At 57.4% G+C, this 21,181-nt stretch carries 19 protein-coding genes and 1 tRNA gene; 8 read left to right on the forward strand and 12 right to left on the reverse strand.

The genetic code is table 11. The features are described from left to right. Nucleotides 1–12 precede the first annotated feature (12 nt). A complete protein-coding gene (locus I9187_RS22200) occupies nucleotides 13–237 on the forward strand; it encodes a hypothetical protein (RefSeq protein ID WP_348540098.1) in 225 nt (74 codons plus the stop codon). Between the two features lie 38 nt (nucleotides 238–275). After that, nucleotides 276–2,060 (forward strand): ComEC/Rec2 family competence protein, encoded by a 1,785-nt coding sequence (locus tag I9187_RS12740; RefSeq protein WP_348540104.1) that lies wholly within the window; start codon nucleotides 276–278, stop codon nucleotides 2,058–2,060. On the opposite strand, the gene lexA is transcribed toward I9187_RS12740, so the two are convergent. From lexA to I9187_RS12770, 6 genes are all read right to left on the reverse strand, one after another. Next, nucleotides 2,054–2,752 carry a transcriptional repressor LexA gene (lexA, locus tag I9187_RS12745; protein WP_209940212.1) on the reverse strand — a complete coding sequence of 233 codons (699 nt, stop codon included), beginning with the start codon at nucleotides 2,750–2,752 and terminating at the stop codon, nucleotides 2,054–2,056. The genes I9187_RS12740 and lexA overlap by 7 nt on opposite strands. 78 nt (nucleotides 2,753–2,830) lie before the next feature. Then, complete coding sequence (gene glp, locus I9187_RS12750; protein WP_171173813.1) at nucleotides 2,831–4,003, reverse strand: gephyrin-like molybdotransferase Glp; 1,173 nt, start codon at nucleotides 4,001–4,003, stop codon at nucleotides 2,831–2,833. Then, on the reverse strand, nucleotides 4,000–4,473 hold the full coding sequence (gene moaC, locus I9187_RS12755) for a cyclic pyranopterin monophosphate synthase MoaC (protein ID WP_171173814.1): 474 nt from the start codon (nucleotides 4,471–4,473) through the stop codon (nucleotides 4,000–4,002). The genes glp and moaC overlap by 4 nt, the downstream gene beginning before the upstream one ends. Beyond that, the gene (gene trpC, locus I9187_RS12760) at nucleotides 4,473–5,285 is read right to left on the reverse strand and encodes an indole-3-glycerol phosphate synthase TrpC (RefSeq protein ID WP_171173816.1); all 813 of its coding nucleotides are present in this window, start codon (nucleotides 5,283–5,285) and stop codon (nucleotides 4,473–4,475) included. The genes moaC and trpC overlap by 1 nt, the downstream gene beginning before the upstream one ends. Further along, complete coding sequence (gene trpD, locus I9187_RS12765; RefSeq protein WP_171173818.1) at nucleotides 5,282–6,301, reverse strand: anthranilate phosphoribosyltransferase; 1,020 nt, start codon at nucleotides 6,299–6,301, stop codon at nucleotides 5,282–5,284. The genes trpC and trpD overlap by 4 nt, the downstream gene beginning before the upstream one ends. Continuing rightward, nucleotides 6,298–6,879 (reverse strand): aminodeoxychorismate/anthranilate synthase component II, encoded by a 582-nt coding sequence (locus tag I9187_RS12770; RefSeq protein WP_171176152.1) that lies wholly within the window; start codon nucleotides 6,877–6,879, stop codon nucleotides 6,298–6,300. The genes trpD and I9187_RS12770 overlap by 4 nt, the downstream gene beginning before the upstream one ends. Before the next feature lie 199 nt (nucleotides 6,880–7,078). On the opposite strand from I9187_RS12770, the gene I9187_RS12775 reads away from it, so the two are divergent. Further along, on the forward strand, nucleotides 7,079–8,497 hold the full coding sequence (locus I9187_RS12775) for a divergent polysaccharide deacetylase family protein (protein WP_209509285.1): 1,419 nt from the start codon (nucleotides 7,079–7,081) through the stop codon (nucleotides 8,495–8,497). Nucleotides 8,498–8,553: 56 nt separating this feature from the next. Here I9187_RS12775 and trpE read toward each other — a convergent pair whose 3' ends face one another. The 5 genes from trpE to fabI form a co-directional block, all read right to left on the reverse strand. Beyond that, nucleotides 8,554–10,065 (reverse strand): anthranilate synthase component I, encoded by a 1,512-nt coding sequence (gene trpE / locus I9187_RS12780; RefSeq protein ID WP_171727480.1) that lies wholly within the window; start codon nucleotides 10,063–10,065, stop codon nucleotides 8,554–8,556. Nucleotides 10,066–10,076: 11 nt separating this feature from the next. After that, entirely contained in the window at nucleotides 10,077–11,918 is a 1,842-nt protein-coding gene (locus I9187_RS12785; RefSeq protein WP_171173824.1) for a peptidylprolyl isomerase, read from the reverse strand. A gap of 80 nt (nucleotides 11,919–11,998) precedes the next feature. Further along, nucleotides 11,999–13,174: an aminotransferase gene (locus I9187_RS12790; RefSeq protein WP_171173826.1), complete on the reverse strand. Its 1,176-nt coding sequence runs from the start codon at nucleotides 13,172–13,174 to the stop codon at nucleotides 11,999–12,001. Between the two features lie 64 nt (nucleotides 13,175–13,238). Then, on the reverse strand, nucleotides 13,239–13,748 hold the full coding sequence (gpt, locus tag I9187_RS12795; protein ID WP_209509284.1) for a xanthine phosphoribosyltransferase: 510 nt from the start codon (nucleotides 13,746–13,748) through the stop codon (nucleotides 13,239–13,241). Nucleotides 13,749–13,752: 4 nt separating this feature from the next. Further along, a complete protein-coding gene (gene fabI / locus I9187_RS12800) occupies nucleotides 13,753–14,559 on the reverse strand; it encodes an enoyl-ACP reductase FabI (RefSeq protein WP_209940213.1) in 807 nt (268 codons plus the stop codon). A 135-nt stretch (nucleotides 14,560–14,694) separates the two neighbouring features. Between fabI and pdxH the strand changes: the two genes are divergently transcribed. From pdxH to I9187_RS12820, 4 genes are all read left to right on the forward strand, one after another. Beyond that, a complete protein-coding gene (gene pdxH / locus I9187_RS12805) occupies nucleotides 14,695–15,300 on the forward strand; it encodes a pyridoxamine 5'-phosphate oxidase (protein WP_171173832.1) in 606 nt (201 codons plus the stop codon). A gap of 121 nt (nucleotides 15,301–15,421) precedes the next feature. After that, a complete protein-coding gene (locus tag I9187_RS12810; protein ID WP_171173834.1) occupies nucleotides 15,422–15,949 on the forward strand; it encodes a cold shock domain-containing protein in 528 nt (175 codons plus the stop codon). Between the two features lie 6 nt (nucleotides 15,950–15,955). Next, complete coding sequence (locus I9187_RS12815; RefSeq protein WP_171173836.1) at nucleotides 15,956–16,423, forward strand: DUF192 domain-containing protein; 468 nt, start codon at nucleotides 15,956–15,958, stop codon at nucleotides 16,421–16,423. 43 nt (nucleotides 16,424–16,466) lie between these two features. Further along, nucleotides 16,467–16,543: transfer RNA gene (locus tag I9187_RS12820), tRNA-Pro, on the forward strand. An 11-nt stretch (nucleotides 16,544–16,554) separates the two neighbouring features. Here I9187_RS12820 and I9187_RS12825 read toward each other — a convergent pair. Then, the gene (locus tag I9187_RS12825) at nucleotides 16,555–16,989 is read right to left on the reverse strand and encodes a hypothetical protein (protein ID WP_171173838.1); all 435 of its coding nucleotides are present in this window, start codon (nucleotides 16,987–16,989) and stop codon (nucleotides 16,555–16,557) included. A gap of 542 nt (nucleotides 16,990–17,531) precedes the next feature. Between I9187_RS12825 and I9187_RS12830 the strand changes: the two genes are divergently transcribed. Next, a complete protein-coding gene (locus I9187_RS12830; protein ID WP_171173840.1) occupies nucleotides 17,532–21,152 on the forward strand; it encodes a vitamin B12-dependent ribonucleotide reductase in 3,621 nt (1,206 codons plus the stop codon). Nucleotides 21,153–21,181: the final 29 nt, after the last annotated feature.

The following is a 21,181-nucleotide window of genomic DNA, read 5'->3' on the forward strand; positions in this document are numbered from 1 at the left end:
ACGGGGGCAACCATGCGTGTTCTTGCACGGGTTGAGGCCGCGCTGCTGCACCAGACTGGGTACATGTTCCCATGGACGCCGGTGATGCTGGCAACCGGGATTGGCCTGTATTTCGGCATCCGGGCAGAACCTGCCATGCCGGCCTACGCTGGTCTGGTTTGTCTATGCTTGGCTTTCGTCTTTGCGCGCCGCTGGCTTGCGCCGGGGGTGGGGTCGTTGGCCATCGGGGGGCGTTGATCGCTGCTGGTTTCTGCCTGGCAGGTGTTCGCGCCCATATGGTGGCAGAACCGGTTCTGTCATGGCGGTATTATGGCCCTATCGAGGGGAGGGTCGTCGCCATGGATCGGTCTGCCTCGGATGCGTTGCGGTTGACGCTTGATCAGGTGCGCATAGGGGACGTGCCGCAGGAGCGAAGGCCGCAGCGCGTCCGTCTTTCTGTTCATGCCCCAACCGGACCTATTGCACCGGGGCAGAGGATTATGACGACGGCGCATCTGTCTCCACCACAAGGGCCCGTAGAACCCGGCGGGTTCGATTTCCGCCGTCACGCCTGGTTCCAGAGTTTAGGCGCGGTGGGGTACACCCGCGTTCCTGTTCTTACCATCGCACCAGCTTCGGACGGGATCGAGGGCGTTCGGATAACCGCAATCCGAATGGCCATATCGCAGCGCGTGAAGGAAATACTACCTGGTGAAATTGGTGGCTTTGCAGCAGCAGTCACCACCGGGGATCGCAGTGGTATGGGGCAAGATACGCTATCGTCGCTGCGCGCATCGAACCTTGCACATCTGCTGGCAATCTCGGGGCTGCATATGGGGCTGCTGACGGGATTCGTATTTGTGGCTTGCCGCATCTGTCTGTCGTTACTCCCGGCGCTTGCGCTGCGCTTGCCTGTGCGAAAAGTTGCCGCTGTCTGCGCCTTGTGCGCGGCGACTGTCTACCTGATGTTGTCCGGCGGAAATGTCGCGACCGAACGTGCCTTTGTCATGGTTACGGTCATGCTGGGAGCGGTGCTGATCGACCGCCGGGCGATCTCTCTCCGCGCCGTGGCGGTTGCGGCGGTGATCGTTCTGCTCCTCAGGCCGGAATCCCTGTTAAGTCCGGGATTCCAGATGTCATTTGCAGCAACCACAGCTCTGGTCGCCGTGTTCGGGGCGCTGCGCGAAGTGGGTCCCTTGCCTGGACCGAAATGGATTAAGCCGGTGGTTGGCGTGCTGATGTCCTCGGCCATTGCCGGGCTTGCGACGGCTCCGATCGGTGCCGCGCATTTCAATACCATGTCGCACTACGGTCTTTTGGCAAATCTGCTCTCTGTTCCGGTTATGGGTTTGTGTGTTGTTCCAGCGGCGGTTGTCGCCGCGCTATTGGCTCCTCTGGGGCTTGAGACGATTCCCCTGACAGTGATGGGGTGGGCATTGCAGTGGATTTTGACGGTGTCACATTGGGTTTCGAATCTGCATGGCGCACAAGGTTATGTGGTCAGCCCGCCGTGGTACGTTCTGCCTGTTATCGCCCTGGGCGTTTTGTGGATCGCGCTGTGGCAGGGACACGCAAAGTGGATTGGGATGTGCCCGATTTTGGCGGGCTTTCTGCTGTGGACTGCGGGGCAACGCCCCGACGCCCTGATCGCCGAAACCGGAGGTTTGGTCGGCGTGATGACGGAACAGGGGCGCGCGTTGAGCAAAGGCAAAGGCAGCGGGTTTGTCGCAACTGTTTGGCTTGAGAATGACGGGGATGGTGTCGATCAGGTTCAGGCCGCGCTCAGATGGCCCGAGACGAACGCAATCCAGCGCTACCTGATGAAAGATCAGGAGATTATCCACCTGACTGGCAAAAGGGCTGCAAACGGGTTTGACGAATGCAAGGCAAACCAGATCATCGTCTCTGCTGTGGCTCTGAATTTGCAGGGGCCGTGCGGGGTCTTTGACCCCGATCGCTTGTACGAAACCGGCAGCTTGTCTGTTCTGAACGGAAAGCTGATATCAAGTGCCGAGCTAACGGGGCAAAGGCTTTGGTCCCCAAACGCGACCGGGGACCTTCCGTCCAAGCAGGATCAGTAAGTCCGGATCAAGCCAACAAGGCGGCCTTGAACCTTGACCTTTTCTTCGGGCAGAACGCGCGTTTCGTAGACCGGGTTGGCAGCTTCAAGCGCGATGGCATTGCCCCGGCGGAAATACCGCTTCAACGTCGCTTCCTGATCCTCGACCAAGGCAACCACGACGTCGCCGTTATCTGCTGTCGACGTTTCCCGGATCACCACTACATCACCGTCGTTGATACCCGCGTCGATCATCGAGTCTCCACGAACCTCTAACGCGTAATGCTCGCCCTTGCCGGAGACCATGGGGCCGGGGACGGCGACATGGTGCGAGACATGGCTGATGGCCTCAATGGGAACACCAGCCGCAATCCGACCCATGACCGGCAGTTCCAGCGCGTCGACTGAAACGGGTTCCACATTCGCGGGGCGGCGACCTTCCGGTTTGTCACCTTCGATAACCCGCGGCGTAAACCCGGCTGTGGGTTCGCCACCTAGGCTTTCGGGAAGTTTCACGATCTCAATCGCGCGGGCGCGATGGGCAAGGCGGCGGATAAACCCGCGTTCTTCCAGAGCGGTGATCAATCTGTGGATGCCGGATTTCGACCGCAGATCAAGCGCGGCCTTCATTTCGTCGAAACTGGGCGGAACACCGTCCGCCTGCACGCGTTTGTGGATGAATTCCAGCAAATCCAATTGCTTCTTGGTCAGCATCGCTCACACCTCGTCGCTCATGCGTTTTCTTTTGTTCTACGCATGTTCACGTTTTGTGTCAACGGATTTGAGAACATCTCAGATCGGCAGGTACTGAACCGTTTCCCCGATTTCACGGGTGGGATCGTGCGGTTGTCGGACCAAAAGCGCATTTGCTTGAGCCAGAACGCTGAGAAGCGAGCTGTCTTGATCTGCAGAGGCTTCGATGCCCGTGTCGCTTAGAACTGCGCGCATGTAGTGCTCTCGCGGTCCGTTTTCCGACAAGGGAGCCGTGAGCTGCGCTGTACGGAAAGTCGGAACCACGTCGTCCAGGCCAAGCATCCGGCGCACCATCGGTGCTAGAAACAGATACCCGCACACCATGGCGCTGACCGGGTTGCCGGGCAAGCCAACCATTGCCGTTTCGCCGATACGACCGGCCATCAGTGGTTTTCCGGGACGCATTCGGATCTTGTAGAACGACCGCTCCATCCCCAAACCCTGCGAGACATCTGCGACAAGGTCATAGTCACCAACCGAAGCGCCACCGATTGTGACGACAAGATCGGCCCCGTGCGCCAAGCCAAATGCAGTTTCAAGCGAGGGAACGGTATCGCGCGCAATGGGCAGAACGCGTACCGATGCACCCAGACCTTCAAGCAGCGCCTGCAAACCGAATGTGTTGGAGGCAATGATCTGATCTGGGCCCGGCTCTTCTCCGGGCATCACCAACTCGTCGCCGGTGGAGATAAGTGCAATCACCGGTTTGCGCGCAACCGTAACGCGGGGAGTGTTCATTGCGGCCATAAGAGCCACATCTTCGGCCCGGATCAAACGTGGTGCTGAAATGGATGTGCCGATTTCAAAATCTACGCCAGCTGGCCGGATATTGGTTTTGGGGCCGGGTTCGTCGGTGATCGTGATCAGGTCACCACGTCGATCTGTGTCTTCCTGAATGATCACAAAATCCGCGCCCTCGGGCACTGGCGCACCGGTGAAAATGCGCACCGCCTGACCGGGACCGACCTGGCCATCAAAGCGATGGCCAGCCGCGGATTCTCCGACCACCTTGAACATGGCGTGCAGCTCAACTTCGGCGGCCTTTACGGCATATCCATCCATCGACGATGCCGCGAAGGGCGGTTGGTTCCGCCCCGCCACAACATCCCGCGCCAATACACGCCCGGCGGACTGTGCCAGAGGAACCTCTTCCGAAGGTAAAACCCCCACCAGATCGAACAGCAGGGCGCGCGCCTCTTCGACTGTGATCATTTCGCCTCGTAACGCCCTGATTTACCGCCATCTTTCAAGAGAACGCGGATTCCGCCAATCTCCATCGCCTTATCGACGGCCTTTGTCATGTCATACACTGTCAAAGCCGCGGTTGAGACTGCGGTTAGGGCTTCCATCTCAACACCGGTCTGTCCCGAGGTCTTGACCGTGGCCTCGATCTGAACACCCGGCAAATCAGGATCAAGGGTCAGTTCAACCGCCACTTTGGTGATTGGAAGAGGGTGACACAACGGGATCAAGTCGGGCGTCTTCTTTGCGCCCATGATGCCCGCCAGACGGGCGATGCCCAGAACGTCGCCCTTTTTCGCGCGGCCTTCAGAAATGATTTCAAAGGTTTCCGGCGCCATCCTAATGTGCCCGGCAGCAACGGCGACACGGTCTGTCACGTCTTTGTCCGACACATCGACCATATGCGCCTGACCTTGAGCGTCAAAATGGGTCAGCGGCATCACATCACTCCGGGGATCAGAGGGTTGGACAGGATATGACGCGTGGCGGCTTCAACATCATCCTGCCGCATCAGGCTTTCACCAATCAGGAAGCACCGTGCACCATAGCGCGCAATGTCCTTCAGATCATCCGGTGTTCCCAGGCCGCTTTCGCAAACAATTGTGCGGTTCGCTGGTACCAGCTTGGACAGGCGTCGCGTGGTGTCCAATGTTGTCTCGAAGGTCTTGAGATTGCGGTTGTTGATGCCGATCAACGGGCTTTTCAACTGGGTGGCTCTTTCCAGTTCCGCTTCGTCATGCACTTCGATCAGAACATCCATACCCCAATCAAAGGCAGTTTGTTCCAGTTCAGCCGCCTGATCATCACTGACCGAAGCCATGATGATCAAAATGCAATCGGCGCCCAAGGCGCGGGCTTCGATCACCTGATAGGGGTCATACATGAAATCCTTGCGCAAAGCGGGCAGCGAAGTCGCCTCGCGTGCCTGCGTCAGATATTCCTTTGCGCCCTGAAAGCTTGGGGTGTCGGTCAGCACGGACAAACACGCAGCACCACCATCCTCATAGGCTTTGGCCAGTACAGGCGGGTCGAAATCCGGACGGATCAGACCCTTGGACGGGCTGGCTTTCTTGACCTCGGCAATCAGGCCATAGCCTTGCCGCGACGCGGATTGCAAAGCTGTGGCAAAGCCACGGGTTTCCGATGCGGCCCGTGCTTCGCTCTCCAGTGTTTCCAGGGATTTCTGTGCTTTGTCGGCTGCGACCTCTTCCAGTTTGTAGGCTTTGATCTTGTCCAGAACGGTTTCGGTCATGCGGCTTCCTGTGTCTTGCGTGCCAGAGCGGCGATTTTTTCTTTGGCTTTGCCGCTGTCGATGCTTTGGGCGGCCATGGCGACACCGTCGCGCAGATCGCTTGCCGCTTCGGCGACGACCAAAGCGGCAGCCGAATTCAACAGTACTGCATCGCGATAAGCGGATGGGGCACCGTCCAACAGAGCGCGGAATGCGACGGCGTTCTCTTCTGGTGTGCCGCCGATAATGTCTTCGAACGGATGTACCGGCAGACCTGCGTCTTCGGGGTGCAGTTCGACCTCTTTGATCGTGTCATCTTCCAGCGCAGCGACCCAGCTGATTCCCGTGATCGTGAGTTCATCCGTCCCGTCCGATCCATGCACCAGCCACGCGCGGTCTGAGCCAAGCAGACCAAGCGTTTCGGCCATTGGTCGGATCAGGTCGCGACTGAACGCGCCGGTCAATTGCCGCTTGACGCCTGCGGGGTTGGTCAGGGGGCCAAGGATGTTAAAGATTGTACGCGTGCCCAGTTCCTGGCGTGATGGCATTACGTGGGCAATGGCCGGGTGATGCATCGGTGCCATCATGAACCCAATTCCAACTTCTTTTAGAGCATCTTCAACAACTTGGGGGCCAACCATGACGTTGATGCCCATCTGACCCAGGGCATCGGCTGCTCCTGATTTCGAACTGAGGTTCCGATTGCCATGCTTGGCAACGGTGACACCGGCACCGGCAACCACAAAAGCCGTCGCGGTCGAGATGTTCAGTGTGCCTTTGCCGTCGCCGCCTGTGCCCACGATGTCCATCGCTCCGTCCGGAGCTTTGACGGCGTTGCACTTTGCCCGCATCACAGCGGCGGCAGCGGCGTATTCATCGACGGTTTCACCACGTGTGCGCATGGCCATCAAAAGCCCACCGATCTGGCTGGGCGTGGCTTCGCCATCAAACAGGATGGCAAAGGCTTTTTCAGCTTCGTCACGAGTCAATGGACGATCGGCCGAAGCTCCGATCAGCGGTTTCAGCGCGTCGCTCATGCGGGGACTTTCAGTTCTTGTAGGAAGTTCTTGAGCAGGGCGTGGCCATGCTCGGAGGCGATGGATTCCGGGTGGAATTGAACGCCATGTATGGGCAGTTCCTTGTGCTGCAGCCCCATGATGGTGCCGTCTTCCAATTCAGCCGTGATCTCAAGACAGTCGGGCAGGGATTCACGCTCAACAATCAGCGAATGATAGCGGGTCGCTTCAAAGGGTGAGGGCAGACCAGCAAAAACACCTTTTCCGGTGTGTTGCATCGTGCCCATCTTGCCATGAACAATCTCGTGACAGCGCACTACTTTGCCGCCAAAAACCTGACCGATGGTCTGATGCCCCAAACAAACCCCCAGCAATGGTGTTTTGGTTTCTGCGGCGGCTTCAGTCAGCGCCAAGCAAATCCCGGCCTGATCCGGGTCGCAGGGGCCGGGGCTTAGCAGGATACCGGCGGGGTTCATAGCCATCGCTTCCTGTACATCAAGCGCATCATTTCGGCGAATAACCATTTCGGCACCAAGTTCGCCTAAATAATGTACCAAATTGTAGGTAAACGAGTCGTAGTTGTCGATCAGCAGCAGCATATGGGCACTTATCTTCACTTGGGCATTTCAGGCTGGCGATGCAGCCCCGGGCCACGGTATAATGTCCGCACATACATGCTCAGGCTTGGGCGGCAGCGTCAAGAGGACATACCGTTTCTGACGCGTTCAATTGGCCGAGCGCCACACCAGATGGCGCAGAGCTGGACGAGGCAGAGAAAAGAGGCGAAAGGCAGAAAAAATGGGCGGATTTTTCGGAGGAATGGTCGCCGGGGCGATCGTTGTTTTGATCCTGGGCGTGATCGTGTCGCTCAAGACGCCGATGGTCAATACGCCGGTTGTTGTAACCGAAGCACCGGCTCCGGTAATTTCCGAAGCACCTGAAGCACCGACTGAGGTGGCCGAAGCGGTTTCCGATGCCGATGTGGTGGAATTGGCTCCGCATGGGCTGGAAGCCGCCGATGACTCAACCGAGGATCTGGCTGACTTGTCCGGGCTTGAATCGTCTTCGGACACGCAACCAGAAGTGGGCGCAGCGGCTGAGGCCGTGGACCAACCAGAGGCCGCGGTTGCGACTGAAGTGTCAGTTGTGACCGAAGCGCCTGCAGCGCCGCCAGAACCCAGCCTTGCACCTGCGGCTCCGCAGGACGAGGCAGAGCCAGCCGTAATCGACGATACGCCGACCCCGCCCGTGGAAGAGCCCCAGACAACCGAAGTCGCGCTTGTCGAGCCGAAACAAGACCCATTGCCTCAAACGACGGTGGACACTGAAGAGGTAAATCCGTTTGAAAGTAGTCCGATTGCGGTGGAGGGGGATGAAGAAATTCTTCCGCGCAAGTTGCCGCGTATCGCGGCATTGCCGCAGATCGGCGGCGAACAGGAAGTACCTGTCAGCTCAACGATTGGAAAACGCGTTGTTCCTTTGACCGAACGGGATGATGAGCCAGTGGTCGAGCAAGCCTCGGCAGAAGAAGCGGCACCAGCGGGCAAGCCGATCGAACGCTATGCCGCGAAGTTCGAAAACCCCGAGGCCAAGCCCTTGATGTCCATCATTCTGATCGATGATGAGGGCGCGTTTGGTGTCGAAGCGCTGCAAGACTTTCCCTATCCAATCAGCTTTGCCGTTAATCCGTCCGATCCTGATGCGGCGGAAAAAATGGCGCGGCACCGCGCGGCCGGGTTCGAAGTCATGGCGCTTGCTGATTTGCCTGAGGCCGCAACCGCTCAGGACGCCGAGGTATCCCTGTCGGTCTGGCTGGATACTCTGCCCGAAACCGTTGGTATTCTGGAAGGGGTAAACAGCGGCATTCACGGCAATCGCAAGTTGGCCGATCAAGTTGCGGAAATTGCTGCCGGAACTGGCAGGGGATTGATCACGCAGGACAATGGATTGAACACCGTTCAGAAACTCGCGGCCCGAAATGGAACCCCTTCAGGTGTTGTGTTCCGTGACATCGATGGTGCGCGTCAGGATCCGAAGGTCATGCGTCGTTTCCTGGATCAGGCCGCGTTCCGCGCCGGGCAGGAAGGTGCTGTGGTCATGTTGGGGCGGGTCCGCCCCGAAACGATTTCAGCATTGTTGCTTTGGGGGTTGGAAGACCGGGGCAGCCGCGTCGCCGTGGCGCCGATTTCTGCGGTCATGATGAAACAGGTACAGTGACTGGCATAAAACAGAAAAAAAGGGCGGCGATCTTTTGATCTGCCGCCCTTTTGCGTTTAGCTGTTTCCATTTCCGGTGAAACGCGCGGCATCCGCCGCAGCGCGTCGTATCGCGTTGGATTTATGGACGGTTTCCATGAATTCGGCTTCTGGATCGCTGTCATAAACAACGCCGCCGCCTGCCTGAATATAAAGCTTTTGATCTTTCACAATTGCGGTGCGCAGCGCGATACACATGTCCATGTCGCCGCCCGCGCTGAAATACCCCACGCCACCGCCATAGACGCCGCGTTTTTCGGGCTCCAGCTCGTCGATGATTTCCATCGCGCGCACTTTGGGCGCGCCAGACACTGTGCCCGCTGGCATCCCGGCAAAGAACGCGTCCAGCGCGTCTTTGTCTTCGGCAAGTTCACCCACCACGTTTGACACAATATGCATTACGTGGCTGTAACGTTCTATGATGAACTCTTCAGTCGGGCGCACCGTGCCAATCTTGGCCACGCGTCCGGTATCGTTGCGACCCAGATCCAGCAGCATCAGGTGCTCGGCCAGCTCTTTCTTGTCGGCCAGCAGATCCAGTTCGTTTGCCTTGTCTTCTTCCGGCGTCGCGCCACGGGGACGGGTTCCGGCGATGGGACGAATGGTGACTTCACTGCCGAACACGCGTACCAAAATCTCGGGGCTGGCACCGACGACCTGAAAACCACCGAAATTAAAATAGAACATGAAAGGCGACGGGTTGGTGCGCCGCAACGATCGATAGAGCGCAAAGGGTGGGAGAGGAAATTCCTGCGTCCAGCGCTGCGCGGGGACAACCTGGAAAATATCACCCGCGCGGATGTATTCCTTGGCCTTTTCAACGGCTTCCATATAGCCGGACTTGGTAAAGTTCGACACGGGCGGTGAAACTTCGCGCGCGTCCCCAAGATCGCGGGTTTCCGCAGGCATCGCACGTTCCAGATCGCGAACCGCATCCATCACACGTTCGGCGGCTTGTGCATAAGCAGCCTTGGCGGATTGACCGTCGCTGGCCCAAGCTGGTGAAACCACGGTCACTTCGCCTTTAACACCATCTAACACGGCGATGACGGAAGGGCGCAGCATAATCGCATCGGGCAGGCCCAGAGGGTCAGGATTTACGTCTGGCAGGTATTCCACCAGCCGGACCATGTCATAGCCCAAATATCCAAACAGCCCGGCTGCAGCCTGAGGCAGGTCATCCGGCAGGTCGATGCGGCTTTCGGCCAGCAAAGCGCGCAAGTTGTCCATCGGGTTGCCGTCTTGGGCCGAGAACGCCTCGGAATCGAACCGGGCAGAGCGGTTCAACTCGGACGCTTCACCGCGACACCGCCAGATCAGGTCGGGTTTCATACCGATGATCGAGTAACGGCCACGAACTTCGCCGCCGGTTACGGATTCCAGCATGAACGCATCTTTCTGTGCGCCCGTCAGCTTGAGCATCAGTGACACGGGCGTGTCAAGATCAGCGGCAAGACGTGTGTAGACCACCTGATTTTCGCCCGCTTCATAAGCGCGCGCGAAGGTGTCGAATTCGGGTGTCAGTGCCATTTCGGTCTCGTTTAAAAGCTCGATTGCACGGCATTCAGCGCCTGTTGGTCGACGACCGGACGCGCGCGTGTCTGTGCATCGCGCACATAAGCGTTGAAAATATTCTGTGACAGGGCCTGATTCATCTGAGCGGAAAGGGCTTCACGCAGTTGGCGAAGCTCGTCTGTATCTGCCGGAGGCAGAACTTCATCCAGGCGCACCAGCAACGCTGCGCCGTTGCCACCAATGACACGCAATTCGCCAGGTTCCATCTGAAACACTTCGTTCATGAAATCCGCAGGAACGTCATCCAGAAACGCCGTGCGGGTCAGGGCATTTTCAACACGGAAGGGCAGGCCGGTGGCGGTAAAGTCACCATCTGTTGCAAGCTGTGTCAGAACCGCATTGGCCCGTTCTTCCAGCGCCTTGTTTGTTTCGGCTTGAAGCCACGCGGCGGCCACGCGATCACGCGCGCTGTCCAGCGGCTCGGGGCGACGCGGCAGAACCTCGTTCAGGCGCAGGGCAAAGATCGACCCATCTTCGAGGAATGCGATTTCCGGGAAATCACCTTCCTGCACAGCTTCGGCTGCGACGCGGAACCCGTCATAGGCGGCGATTTCATCTGAACTTTCGCGGGTCCAGTCGATCTGACCCAGCTCCATTTCGGTCTCATCCGCCAGTTCTTCCAGTGTAGCGCCGCCAGCAAGCATGTCGTTGATATCTTCGGACTGCGCCTCGATCAGGCGGCGCGCACGCTCGGCCGCCAGCTCTTCCCGCAAGGCCGGTTCAGCTTCTTCGAAGGGCACATTGTTGGCTGCCAGAGATCCGTTGATCCGGAAAAGGGCCGGACCAAATACCGACGGCAACGGGCCAACAACAGCATCCAGATCGGCCGCAAATACAGCATCCGCAGCTTCGCCCAGATCCTCACGCGTCACGTCGCCCAGATCGATGTCGTTCAATTCGAGATCGCGGTCGCGGACCAGCTGTTCAAAGGTAGTGCCACCCACCTCAAGCTGGGCCTTAGCTTCGCTTGCAGCTGCCTCGTCCGGGAAATTCAAGCGCTCAACCAAGCGGCGTGCGGGCTGGTTGAACTCAGCAGACCGGCTATCATAGAGCGCGCGCAGGGCGTCCTGATCCACCTCGACACTGTCGATCAGCATCGCAGGGGACAGGATCGCATAGGTCAGTTGCTTGGTGCGGGGCAGTGTGAACAGAGCACCGTTTTCATCATAATAAGCCTGAATCTGCGCCTCGGTCGGATCGGCAATCGAGGATTCCAATGCTTCGGTCCCGACGGTGGCCACCGTAAAGCTGCGCCGGGCGCCGATGTAATCCGTCATCGTATCCGTCAGAGTGGCTGGCATTTCGACGCCGCCCATGATCGCGCCCTGAACGATCGTACGCGCCGATTCCTTGCGCAAATCTGTTTCGAACTCGGAATCGGTCATGCCGATCTGTTCCAGCTGAAAACGATAGGCTTCACGGTCAAAGCTGCCGTCCACACCCTGGAAGGCCGGGATCGCGACGATGTCTTGCTGTAGGTTCTCGTCCCCGATGGAAATACCCAGTTGGCCGACTTCGTTGTCCAATGCCGCCAATGCCGTCAGACGGGCGAGGGCATTCTGATCAAGCCCCAACTCGCGTGCCTGCGACATCTGCAATGGCTGGCCGGTTTGTGCCTCAACCGCGCGGATTTCGCGCTGCAACTCGCGCACATACTCATCGACCGAGATGCTTTCGTCACCCACATGTGCGACGGTTCGGACCGTACCGCTGAGATTGGTGGCGCCAAATCCCGCAAGGCCCAGCATCAGCAGGCCCATCAGAATCCAGACAAAGGTTTTAGAAAGACTTTTAGCGCCTGCGGCCATGGTGCCCTCTTGTTATTGCGGCAGCGTTCTGCCCTGTCGGTTGCGGCCCTGAATACGACGCACACCGCCGAGGGGCAAGCTTAGAAGGACAGGCCCTGCAACCGGTCGAACAATTGACCCAATCCCGCACGGTCCAGATTGGCGAATGCTACACGGACTTGCCGTTTTCCGGCGGGGTCATGGGCGGGCATGAACATGGTGCCGGGCAACAGCAGCACGCCTGCCTCAGTCACCAAACGGCGTGCCAATTCGTCTGACGGCATATCGAAAGGGTGTTCGAGGTAAGCAAAATACGCCCCAAGTCCCAAAAGACGCCATCCTTGGGCCTCAAGGGCGGGCATTCCATCTTTAATTGCGGCTCTGCGGTCGAGAATTTCGTCTCGTTCACCCGCAAGCCATTGTGATAGGTTCTGCATCCCCCAAAGGGCTGCAAACTGGCCGATTTGGCCAGGGCAAATGGCAACAGTGTCGAGGAATTTCTCGACCTCGGCCAGAAGAGAACGGCTTGTGGCTATCGCACCAACTCGGTGGCCTGTCAGGCGATAGGCTTTAGAGAAGGAATAGAGATGAACAAGCGTCTCATCCCAAGCCGGTTGTTGGAACAGATCGTGGGGCGGGCCGCTGCGGCTGTCGAAATCGCGATATGTCTCGTCGACAATGAGGCGAAGACCGCAGTCGCGTGCAAGGTCAAAAAACGCGCGGACCAGATCGGAAGGGTATTCCACGCCGCCGGGGTTGTTCGGCGTGACCAGGGCGATGGCGCGTGTTTTTTCGGTAATCAGAGCGCGCGCCTTCTCTGGATCGGGTAGCAGGTCATCTCCGGTTGGGAGGTCCACAGCCTTCACCCCAGCCATGTCCAACCACATTTTATGGTTGAAATACCATGGCGTTGGCAGAATCACTTCATCATCCTCATCGGTGATTGCCGAGATCACGGCCGAGAATGCCTGATTACAGCCCGAGGTGATGGCGGTCTGAGACGCGTCAACGCGCCCGGCGTAGTGCGCGCTGATCTGGGCCGCCAATTCTGTGCGAAGATCGTCGTTCCCCAAGACCGGCCCATATAAATGTGCGCTGTCTTCCTGCACGGCAAAATCTGCCATTGCCTGTCGCAGAGTAAGCGGAGGCGGGTCAACCGGCGCGGCCTGGCTGACATTGATCAGTGGGCGGTCTGCAGGAAAGTTGACACCTTCGACCCATCGTCGCGCCTCCATCACCGGAGGAGGGAAAGTGGCGCTTGTGCGAGTCTGGGTCATGGTGTGCCAGTCTTTATGCGAGGCTCCGCCTCACGCTTCTAAGTATTTGAGAGCAGAAAAGAGGTTAGTCTGTCCCACGATAGGGTTCGACATATTGCAACGCCATGTCCCAGGGGAAGAAGATCCACGTGTCCTGACTGACCTCGGTGATGAACGTATCTACCATCGGGCGGCCCTTGGGTTTCGCATAAACCGTCGCGAAATGCGCGTTGGTGTACATTTTGCGGACCAGTTCCAGTGTTTTACCGCTGTCTACCAGGTCGTCGATGATCAGAACGCCAGTTCCGTCGCCCATCAGATCCGCGTCGGGTGCCTTCAAAACTTCGGCCTCGCCTTGTTCTTGATGGTGATAAGACCGCACGCTGATCGTATCGACGGTGCGGATGTCCAATTCGCGGCTGACGATCATCGCGGGGGCCATACCGCCGCGCGTGATAGCCACCACTGCGCGCCAGGCACCATTTTCAGGGCCTTGCCCGTCAAGCCGCCAAGCCAAAGCGCGCGAATCGCGATGGATTTGATCCCAGCTGATGTGAAAGCCTTTTTCGTGGGGCAGGCGGTCTTTGGCACTCATGATATCAGCCCTTTTCCACGTCGGGTGCATCGACGGCCTTCATGCCGACAATGTGATAGCCCGAATCCACGTGCAGGTTTTCTCCGGTCACGCCGCTGGACAGATCCGACAGCAGGTAAAGGGCTGACTTGCCCACATCGTCGATGGTCACGTTGCGACGCAGGGGCGAGTTATATTCGTTCCACTTCATGATATAGCGGAAATCGCCGATGCCGCTGGCCGCCAGCGTCTTGATCGGACCGGCAGAGATCGAGTTGACTCGGATGCCGTCTTTGCCCAGATCCTCGCCCAGATACTTTACCGACGCTTCAAGTGCGGCTTTGGCGACGCCCATTACATTGTAATGCGGCATGACTTGCTCGGCACCATAGTAGGTCAGGGTGACGGCGCTGCCGCCTTCGCCCATCATCTTTTCGGCGCGTTGCATCACGGCGGTGAACGAATAGACCGACACATCCATGGTCAGTTTGAAGTTCGCCCGGCTGGTATCGACATAACGTCCGCGCAACTCATTTTTGTCAGAGAAGCCGATGGCATGAACCACAAAGTCCAGTTTGCCCCATTTTTCTTCCAGCGCGGTGAATAGCGCATCGATCGACGCCTCGTCGCTGACATCACAGGGCAGAACGATTTCACTGCCCAATTGGGCGGCCAGCGGGTAGACGCGCTTTTTCAAAGCATCGCCCTGATAGGAAAAAGCAAGCTCGGCCCCGGCATCGGACAAGGCGCGGGCGATTCCCCATGCGATTGATTTGTCATTGGCCAGTCCCATGATGAGGCCGCGTTTGCCGGCCATCAACTGATTTGACATGTGTGGTTCTCCGCCTGTCTTCGCGATGTGTTGAGTTGGTTTATGCCATTGGTAGCGTTGCTTCAAGGCCGTGCGCTCTTGCTCGCAGCGGGTTCTCGCCTTAGGTTCGTCTTTAATACTTTCCAGGGGATGGAAATGACCGAGCGTGATGGCATATTTGCTGGCTCCGATCCGTTTGAAATAGCGGGCCGGTGGCTTGCCGAGGCTGAAAAGACAGAATTGAACGATCCCAATGCGATCGCGCTGGCCACCGTCGACTCGGATGGTTTGCCGAACGCTCGTATGGTTCTGCTCAAGGAAATCGAAGCGGATTCGTTTGTGTTTTATACGAACTACGAAAGCGCAAAGGCCACCGAACTGGATGCCGCCGGGAAGGCCGCATTTGTCATGCATTGGAAATCTTTGCGGCGACAATTGCGTGTTCGTGGTACAATCACCCGCGAAGATGGGCCTCAGGCGGATGAATATTACGCATCGAGGTCGCTGAAGAGCCGTTTGGGGGCCTGGGCGTCGAAGCAATCTCAACCCCTATCAAGCCGTACAGCCTTGATGGCTGAGGTGGCCAAGGTGACTGCTAAGCTGGGTCCGAATCCCCCCCGCCCACCGTTTTGGGGCGGGTACCGATTGACGCCTACTGAAATTGAATTCTGGGCCGACGGGGCATTCCGCCTTCATGACCGGTTCAGATGGAAGCGTAATGAGCCGGGATCGGTATGGCATGTGGAAAGGTTGAATCCATGACGTTCACGTGTCGTGAAATGCAACAGACCGAAAATAAACAGTTTTTTCAGCTTGAAATTGCCTGCCATTCCCATAAACAACAAACCCTTAACGAACGGCTAAAATTCGCGATGGGAAAACCGTGCCAGAAGACCTGAACAATATGTATCGCGTCCGTGGACACGTTAAATGGTTCGATCCCGCCAAGGGGTACGGATTTGTCGTGTCCGACGAAGGTGGTCCGGACATCCTTTTGCACGTGAATGTGTTGCGCAATTTCGGCCAGAGTTCTGTCGCCGATGGCGCGGGGATTGAAATCATGACTCATCGCACGGACCGTGGTGTTCAGGCGGTTGAGGTCGTTGCGATTGATCCTCCGGAACGAACCGACTCGATGATGTTGGCCGATTTTGCCGAACTGGACCCGGTGGTTATTGCCGAGGCCCCGTTGGAAGCGGCACGGGTTAAGTGGTTCGACAAAGGCAAGGGTTTCGGTTTTGCGAACGTCTTTGGTCGGGGCGAAGATGTCTTCCTTCATATAGAAGTTCTGCGCCGGTCAGGCCTCGCTGACCTTCAACCGGGCGAAGCGTTGGCCATGCGTGTAATCGATGGCAAAAGAGGCCGGATGGCAGCTCAGGTGCTGGCTTGGGAAGCCGCGCTGGACGGCTGATTTCTCATGAGACGGTTTCTGACGCTTCTGACCCTGTTCTTTACGCTTTGGGCAGGTGGGGCGTTTGCCGCGTGTCGCGCTGATCAGGTTTCTTTGCGGAATGACGCGGCGACGGTACGATTTGACATCGAACTGGCGGTGACACCGCAAGAGCGTTCGCGAGGGTTAATGTTTCGCGAGTCACTTCCGAATCGATCCGGGATGCTGTTTGTTTTTAACCCGCCGCAACCCGTAGCTTTCTGGATGAAGAACACACTGATTCCGCTGGATATGATCTTCGTGGATCGAACTGGCACAGTTACTCGGGTGCATGAGGGGGCGATTCCCGGTGATCTGACCCCAATCGAAGGCGGAGATTCCGTATTTGCAGTGCTGGAAATCAACGCCGGACTGTCCGCTCGCTATTCAATTACGCCGGGCACGCAGTTGCAGCATGAAATTTTTTCGCAAGGTCCTGCAATTTGGCCCTGTTAGGGCTTTTCAAATCAGATTGGCATCGTTAGGAAGGCGCACGGTCCGGGGCGTGGCGCAGTCTGGTAGCGCACCTGTTTTGGGTACAGGGGGTCGTAGGTTCGAATCCTGCCGCCCCGACCACTTCCTCAATATCATGAGGGCAATCCGCCCATGGCTTGAAACAGCCTGCTGATCGATTGATCCAGGGTGGGGCTTTCCAAAGGCACTTCGATCACGGATCCGTCTTTCTGCGGAACTTCAAAGAACACGTTTGCATCCACGCGGTATCCCGCTGTGTTCTTGGTCGAGGTTAAGCGCGTGACGCTTTGCGGCAGGTCCTGTGGATTGCCGTCATAGTTCAGAATCAAAAAGGCGGATGCTTTTGCAGGCAGAATTTCGTAACACTCGAACTTCTGGTTACCTGTTTTCTCAAAAGATTCCCCCGGCCCGGTACAACTGGTTTCGAAGCTTTCGAACAATCTTTGGGGATAGGTGTCAAACTGTGCGCTGCGTGATGCAATGGGCACATCTTGTGGTGCGCAGGCCACGATACAGATCAGGATCAGGCTATAGGCTAACAGCTTCATCGGGTTGGACCTTTTTAAAATTGAACGAACTGGCGACTCGTGAACGCGATGGGTTGCGAGGAAATGCAATTGATTCCCAGCCAGCTTAATCGGCACCGTCTTGGTTGATCAAACACGGATAACTATGCTGGTAAAAACGGGAATTCGTTTTGAGACTTAAAGGTTTCGGCGGAATTTTGCCGTGGATGATCCTGTGGAGGAATCGCGCGCAATTGGGTGGCGGACTTGAAACGTTCTCAGGTCAACAAAAAAGATTTCAAAAAAGACGGAAAAAGGGCGTTGACCTTCTATGGGTTCATACGTCAAATTGTATGAGCCGAAGAGATTGCCACAATATCTGGTGTTCAAACTGGAAGAGGCAGCAGGCGAGGGTCGGAAAGCACATCTAATTTAAGTGCGCCGTTTTTGCGGTTTTTCCGCTGTCTTTGACAGCGAACGATACCCTTGTCCGTAAGACTCTGGGCGTTGTGGGCGGCACCCTGCAACACAAGATTTGGTGTCGGGAACTGAACATTGGGCGGAATTTAACCAGGGCTGCGGACATGAAGATTGAAAGAAAATTCACCAAACCAGATCAGGATGCCTACTCGGACCTGGATTTTGTGTCTGCAACGTCTGAAATCCGCAATCCGGATGGAACGATTGTTTTCCGTCTGGACAACATCGAAGTGCCCGCAAGCTGGTCGCAGGTGGCAAGTGATGTGATTGCTCAGAAATACTTCCGCAAGGCAGGTGTTCCCAGCAAGCTGAAAAAGGTCAAAGAAAGGGACGTTCCAGAATTCCTGTGGCGTTCGGTACCTGCCGAAGGTGCGGAGTTTGACGGAGAAATTTCGTCCAAGCAGGTGTTCGACCGTCTGGCAGGTGCATGGGCCTATTGGGGCTGGAAAGGCGGCTATTTCTCGGATGAAGAAGACGCGCGCGCCTATTTTGACGAGATGCGTTACATGCTGGCGACCCAGCGTGCTGCTCCGAACAGCCCGCAGTGGTTCAACACTGGTCTGCATTGGGCCTATGGGATCGACGGTCCGGCGCAGGGGCACCACTATGTCGACTACAAAACCGGCAAGCTGACGAAATCGAAATCCGCCTACGAACATCCGCAGCCGCACGCGTGCTTCATCCAGTCTGTCGACGATGATCTGGTGAACGAAGGCGGCATCATGGACCTGTGGGTGCGCGAGGCGCGCCTGTTCAAGTACGGCTCGGGCACCGGTACCAACTTCAGCCATCTGCGCGCAGAAGGCGAAGCGCTGTCAGGTGGCGGCAAATCTTCGGGCTTGATGGGCTTCCTCAAGATAGGCGACCGCGCTGCTGGCGCGATCAAATCAGGCGGGACAACCCGTCGAGCAGCAAAGATGGTGATCGTTGATGCGGATCACCCGGACATCGAGCAGTTCATCGAATGGAAGGTGATCGAAGAGCAGAAAGTGGCTTCGATTGTTGCCGGATCGAAGATGCACGAGAAGATGCTGAACGGTATTTTCGAGGCCATTCGTTCGTGGGACGGATCTGCTGACGACGCATATGATCCGAACGCAAACGACGCCTTGAAAAAGGCGGTGCGCGAAGCGAAAAAGGTTGCAATCCCAGAAACTTACATCAAGCGTGTTCTGGATTACGCCAAGCAGGGCCATGACAGTATTGAATTCCCGACCTACGATACAGATTGGGATTCCGAAGCTTACAGCTCGGTCTCGGGTCAGAACTCGAACAACTCGATCCGCGTCACCAATGCGTTCCTGACCGCTGTCGAAAAGGACGCCGATTGGGAACTGATCAACCGCACCGACGGCAAGGTCGCCCGCACCGTCAAAGCACGTGACCTGTGGGAAAAGGTCGGTCACGCCGCATGGGCCTGTGCCGATCCAGGCATCCAGTTTCACGACACAGTAAACGAATGGCACACATGCCCCGAGGACGGCGAGATTCGCGGCTCGAACCCGTGCTCGGAATATATGTTCCTGGACGATACGGCTTGTAACCTGGCGTCGATGAACCTGCTGACCTTTCTGAAGGATGGTGAGTTCCAGGCGGCGGATTACATGCATGCCTCGCGTCTGTGGACCCTGACGCTGGAAATATCGGTAACGATGGCGCAGTTCCCGTCGAAGGAAATCGCACAATTGTCCTATGATTTCCGTACGCTGGGTCTTGGCTACGCCAATATCGGCGGCTTGCTGATGAACATGGGCTACAGCTACGACTCGGATGAAGGCCGTGCGATCTGCGGTGCGCTGACCGCGATTATGACTGGAGTGGCTTATGCAACCTCAGCCGAGATTGCTGGTGAGCTGGGACCGTTCAAGGGGTACGAGCGCAATGCCGACCACATGCAGCGCGTCATCCGCAACCACCGCCGCGCGTCGCAGGGGGTTACCGAGGGTTATGAAAAACTGGCCGTGAAGCCAGTGCCTTTGGATCACGGTAACTGCCCGGACAAGCGTTTGGTCGATCTGGCCATGTCGGCCTGGGATGAAGCGCTGAGCCTGGGTGAGAAGAACGGCTATCGCAACGCACAGGCCACTGTGATTGCGCCCACCGGCACCATCGGTCTGGTGATGGATTGCGACACAACCGGGATCGAGCCGGACTTTGCTCTGGTCAAGTTCAAGAAGCTCGCGGGCGGCGGCTACTTCAAGATCATCAACCGCTCGGTGCCGTCGGCGCTGGAAAAGCTGGGGTATTCGTCATCTCAGATCGAAGAGATCGTGGGCTACGCAGTCGGCCATGGCACCATCGGCAACGCGCCGGGGATCAACCACACCTCGCTGACCGGTCATGGCTTTGGCCCCAATGAACTGGCCAAGGTGGACGCCGCGCTGGAAAGCGCCTTCGACATCCGCTTTGTCTTTAACCAGTGGACGCTGGGCGAGGATTTCTGCACCGGCGTTCTGGGCATTCCAGCGACCAAGCTGAATGACCCGACCTTCGACCTATTGCGCCATCTGGGTTTCACCAAAGCGGATATCGACGCGGCCAACGACCACGTTTGCGGAACCATGACACTGGAAGGCGCGCCGCACCTGAAGGAAGAGCACTACGCGATCTTCGACTGCGCCAACCCGTGCGGCAAGAAAGGCAAGCGTTTCCTTGGGGTTGATAGCCACATCACCATGATGGCGGCGGCGCAAAGCTTCATCTCGGGCGCGATCTCGAAGACGATCAACATGCCGAATGATGCGACCATCGAGGACTGCCAGAAGGCATACGAACTCAGCTGGTCGCTGGGTGTGAAAGCCAACGCGCTTTATCGTGACGGCTCGAAACTGTCGCAGCCTCTGGCAGCGGCGCTGGTCGAGGATGACGACGAGGCGGCTGAGGTGCTGGAAAGCGGCTCGACGCAGGAAAAAGCCGTTGTTCTGGCCGAGAAAGTGATCGAGAAGGTTGTGGTCAAAGAAATGATCCGCAGCCATCGCGAAAAACTTCCTCATCGCCGCAAGGGCTATACCCAAAAGGCAATCGTGGGCGGCCACAAGGTCTATCTGCGGACTGGTGAGTTCGAAGACGGCAAGCTGGGCGAGATCTTCATCGACATGCACAAGGAAGGCGCTGGCTTCCGGGCGATGATGAACAACTTCGCCATCGCCGTGTCGGTCGGCCTTCAATACGGTGTGCCGCTAGAAGAGTTCGTCGATGCCTTCACCTTCACCAAGTTCGAACCGGCAGGGATGGTGCAGGGCAACGACTCGATCAAAAATGCGACGTCGATCCTTGATTACATCTTCCGCGAATTGGCCGTGTCCTACCTGGACCGCACCGATCTGGCCCATGTGAAGCCAGAAGGCGCGACCTTTGACGATCTGGGTCGGGGCGAAGAGGAAGGTGTATCGAACATCTCGGAAATCAGTGAAAGCGCTGCGTCCAAGTCGTTGGAAGTGCTGAAACAAATCAGCTCGACCGGCTATCTGCGCAAACGTCTGCCTCAGGATCTGGCCGTGTTCAATGCGGGTCAGGCAGACTTGGGCGGTATGGCTGAAACGGCCGCTGCTTTCGAGGCACCCGTTGCGGAAAATGCTGTGGCCACGGGAATGGACGCCCGCACCAAAGCCAAGATGCAGGGTTACGAAGGTGACCCCTGCGGTGAATGCGGAAACTACACGCTTGTCCGCAACGGCACCTGCATGAAGTGCAACACCTGCGGCGCGACAAGCGGGTGTAGCTAAGTTTTAACGCCCTGGCACCCCGGGGCGTA

The sequence above is a fragment of the Ruegeria sp. HKCCE4148 genome, assembly GCF_017872495.1.
Lineage (GTDB): Bacteria > Pseudomonadota > Alphaproteobacteria > Rhodobacterales > Rhodobacteraceae > Ruegeria.

What these genes read in the sequence shown, in the direction of transcription:
- I9187_RS22200 (WP_348540098.1), top strand. Translation starts at nt 13, where the DNA reads ATGCGTGTTCTTGCACGGGTTGAGGCCGCGCTGCTGCACCAGACTGGG.
- I9187_RS12740 (WP_348540104.1), top strand. Translation starts at nt 276, where the DNA reads ATGGTGGCAGAACCGGTTCTGTCATGGCGGTATTATGGCCCTATCGAG.
- lexA (WP_209940212.1), bottom strand. Translation starts at nt 2,752, where the DNA reads ATGCTGACCAAGAAGCAATTGGATTTGCTGGAATTCATCCACAAACGC.
- glp (WP_171173813.1), bottom strand. Translation starts at nt 4,003, where the DNA reads ATGATCACAGTCGAAGAGGCGCGCGCCCTGCTGTTCGATCTGGTGGGG.
- moaC (WP_171173814.1), bottom strand. Translation starts at nt 4,473, where the DNA reads ATGCCGCTGACCCATTTTGACGCTCAAGGTCAGGCGCATATGGTCGAT.
- trpC (WP_171173816.1), bottom strand. Translation starts at nt 5,285, where the DNA reads ATGACCGAAACCGTTCTGGACAAGATCAAAGCCTACAAACTGGAAGAG.
- trpD (WP_171173818.1), bottom strand. Translation starts at nt 6,301, where the DNA reads ATGAGCGACGCGCTGAAACCGCTGATCGGAGCTTCGGCCGATCGTCCA.
- I9187_RS12770 (WP_171176152.1), bottom strand. Translation starts at nt 6,879, where the DNA reads ATGCTGCTGCTGATCGACAACTACGACTCGTTTACCTACAATTTGGTA.
- I9187_RS12775 (WP_209509285.1), top strand. Translation starts at nt 7,079, where the DNA reads ATGGGCGGATTTTTCGGAGGAATGGTCGCCGGGGCGATCGTTGTTTTG.
- trpE (WP_171727480.1), bottom strand. Translation starts at nt 10,065, where the DNA reads ATGGCACTGACACCCGAATTCGACACCTTCGCGCGCGCTTATGAAGCG.
- I9187_RS12785 (WP_171173824.1), bottom strand. Translation starts at nt 11,918, where the DNA reads ATGGCCGCAGGCGCTAAAAGTCTTTCTAAAACCTTTGTCTGGATTCTG.
- I9187_RS12790 (WP_171173826.1), bottom strand. Translation starts at nt 13,174, where the DNA reads ATGACCCAGACTCGCACAAGCGCCACTTTCCCTCCTCCGGTGATGGAG.
- gpt (WP_209509284.1), bottom strand. Translation starts at nt 13,748, where the DNA reads ATGAGTGCCAAAGACCGCCTGCCCCACGAAAAAGGCTTTCACATCAGC.
- fabI (WP_209940213.1), bottom strand. Translation starts at nt 14,559, where the DNA reads ATGTCAAATCAGTTGATGGCCGGCAAACGCGGCCTCATCATGGGACTG.
- pdxH (WP_171173832.1), top strand. Translation starts at nt 14,695, where the DNA reads ATGACCGAGCGTGATGGCATATTTGCTGGCTCCGATCCGTTTGAAATA.
- I9187_RS12815 (WP_171173836.1), top strand. Translation starts at nt 15,956, where the DNA reads ATGAGACGGTTTCTGACGCTTCTGACCCTGTTCTTTACGCTTTGGGCA.
- I9187_RS12825 (WP_171173838.1), bottom strand. Translation starts at nt 16,989, where the DNA reads ATGAAGCTGTTAGCCTATAGCCTGATCCTGATCTGTATCGTGGCCTGC.
- I9187_RS12830 (WP_171173840.1), top strand. Translation starts at nt 17,532, where the DNA reads ATGAAGATTGAAAGAAAATTCACCAAACCAGATCAGGATGCCTACTCG.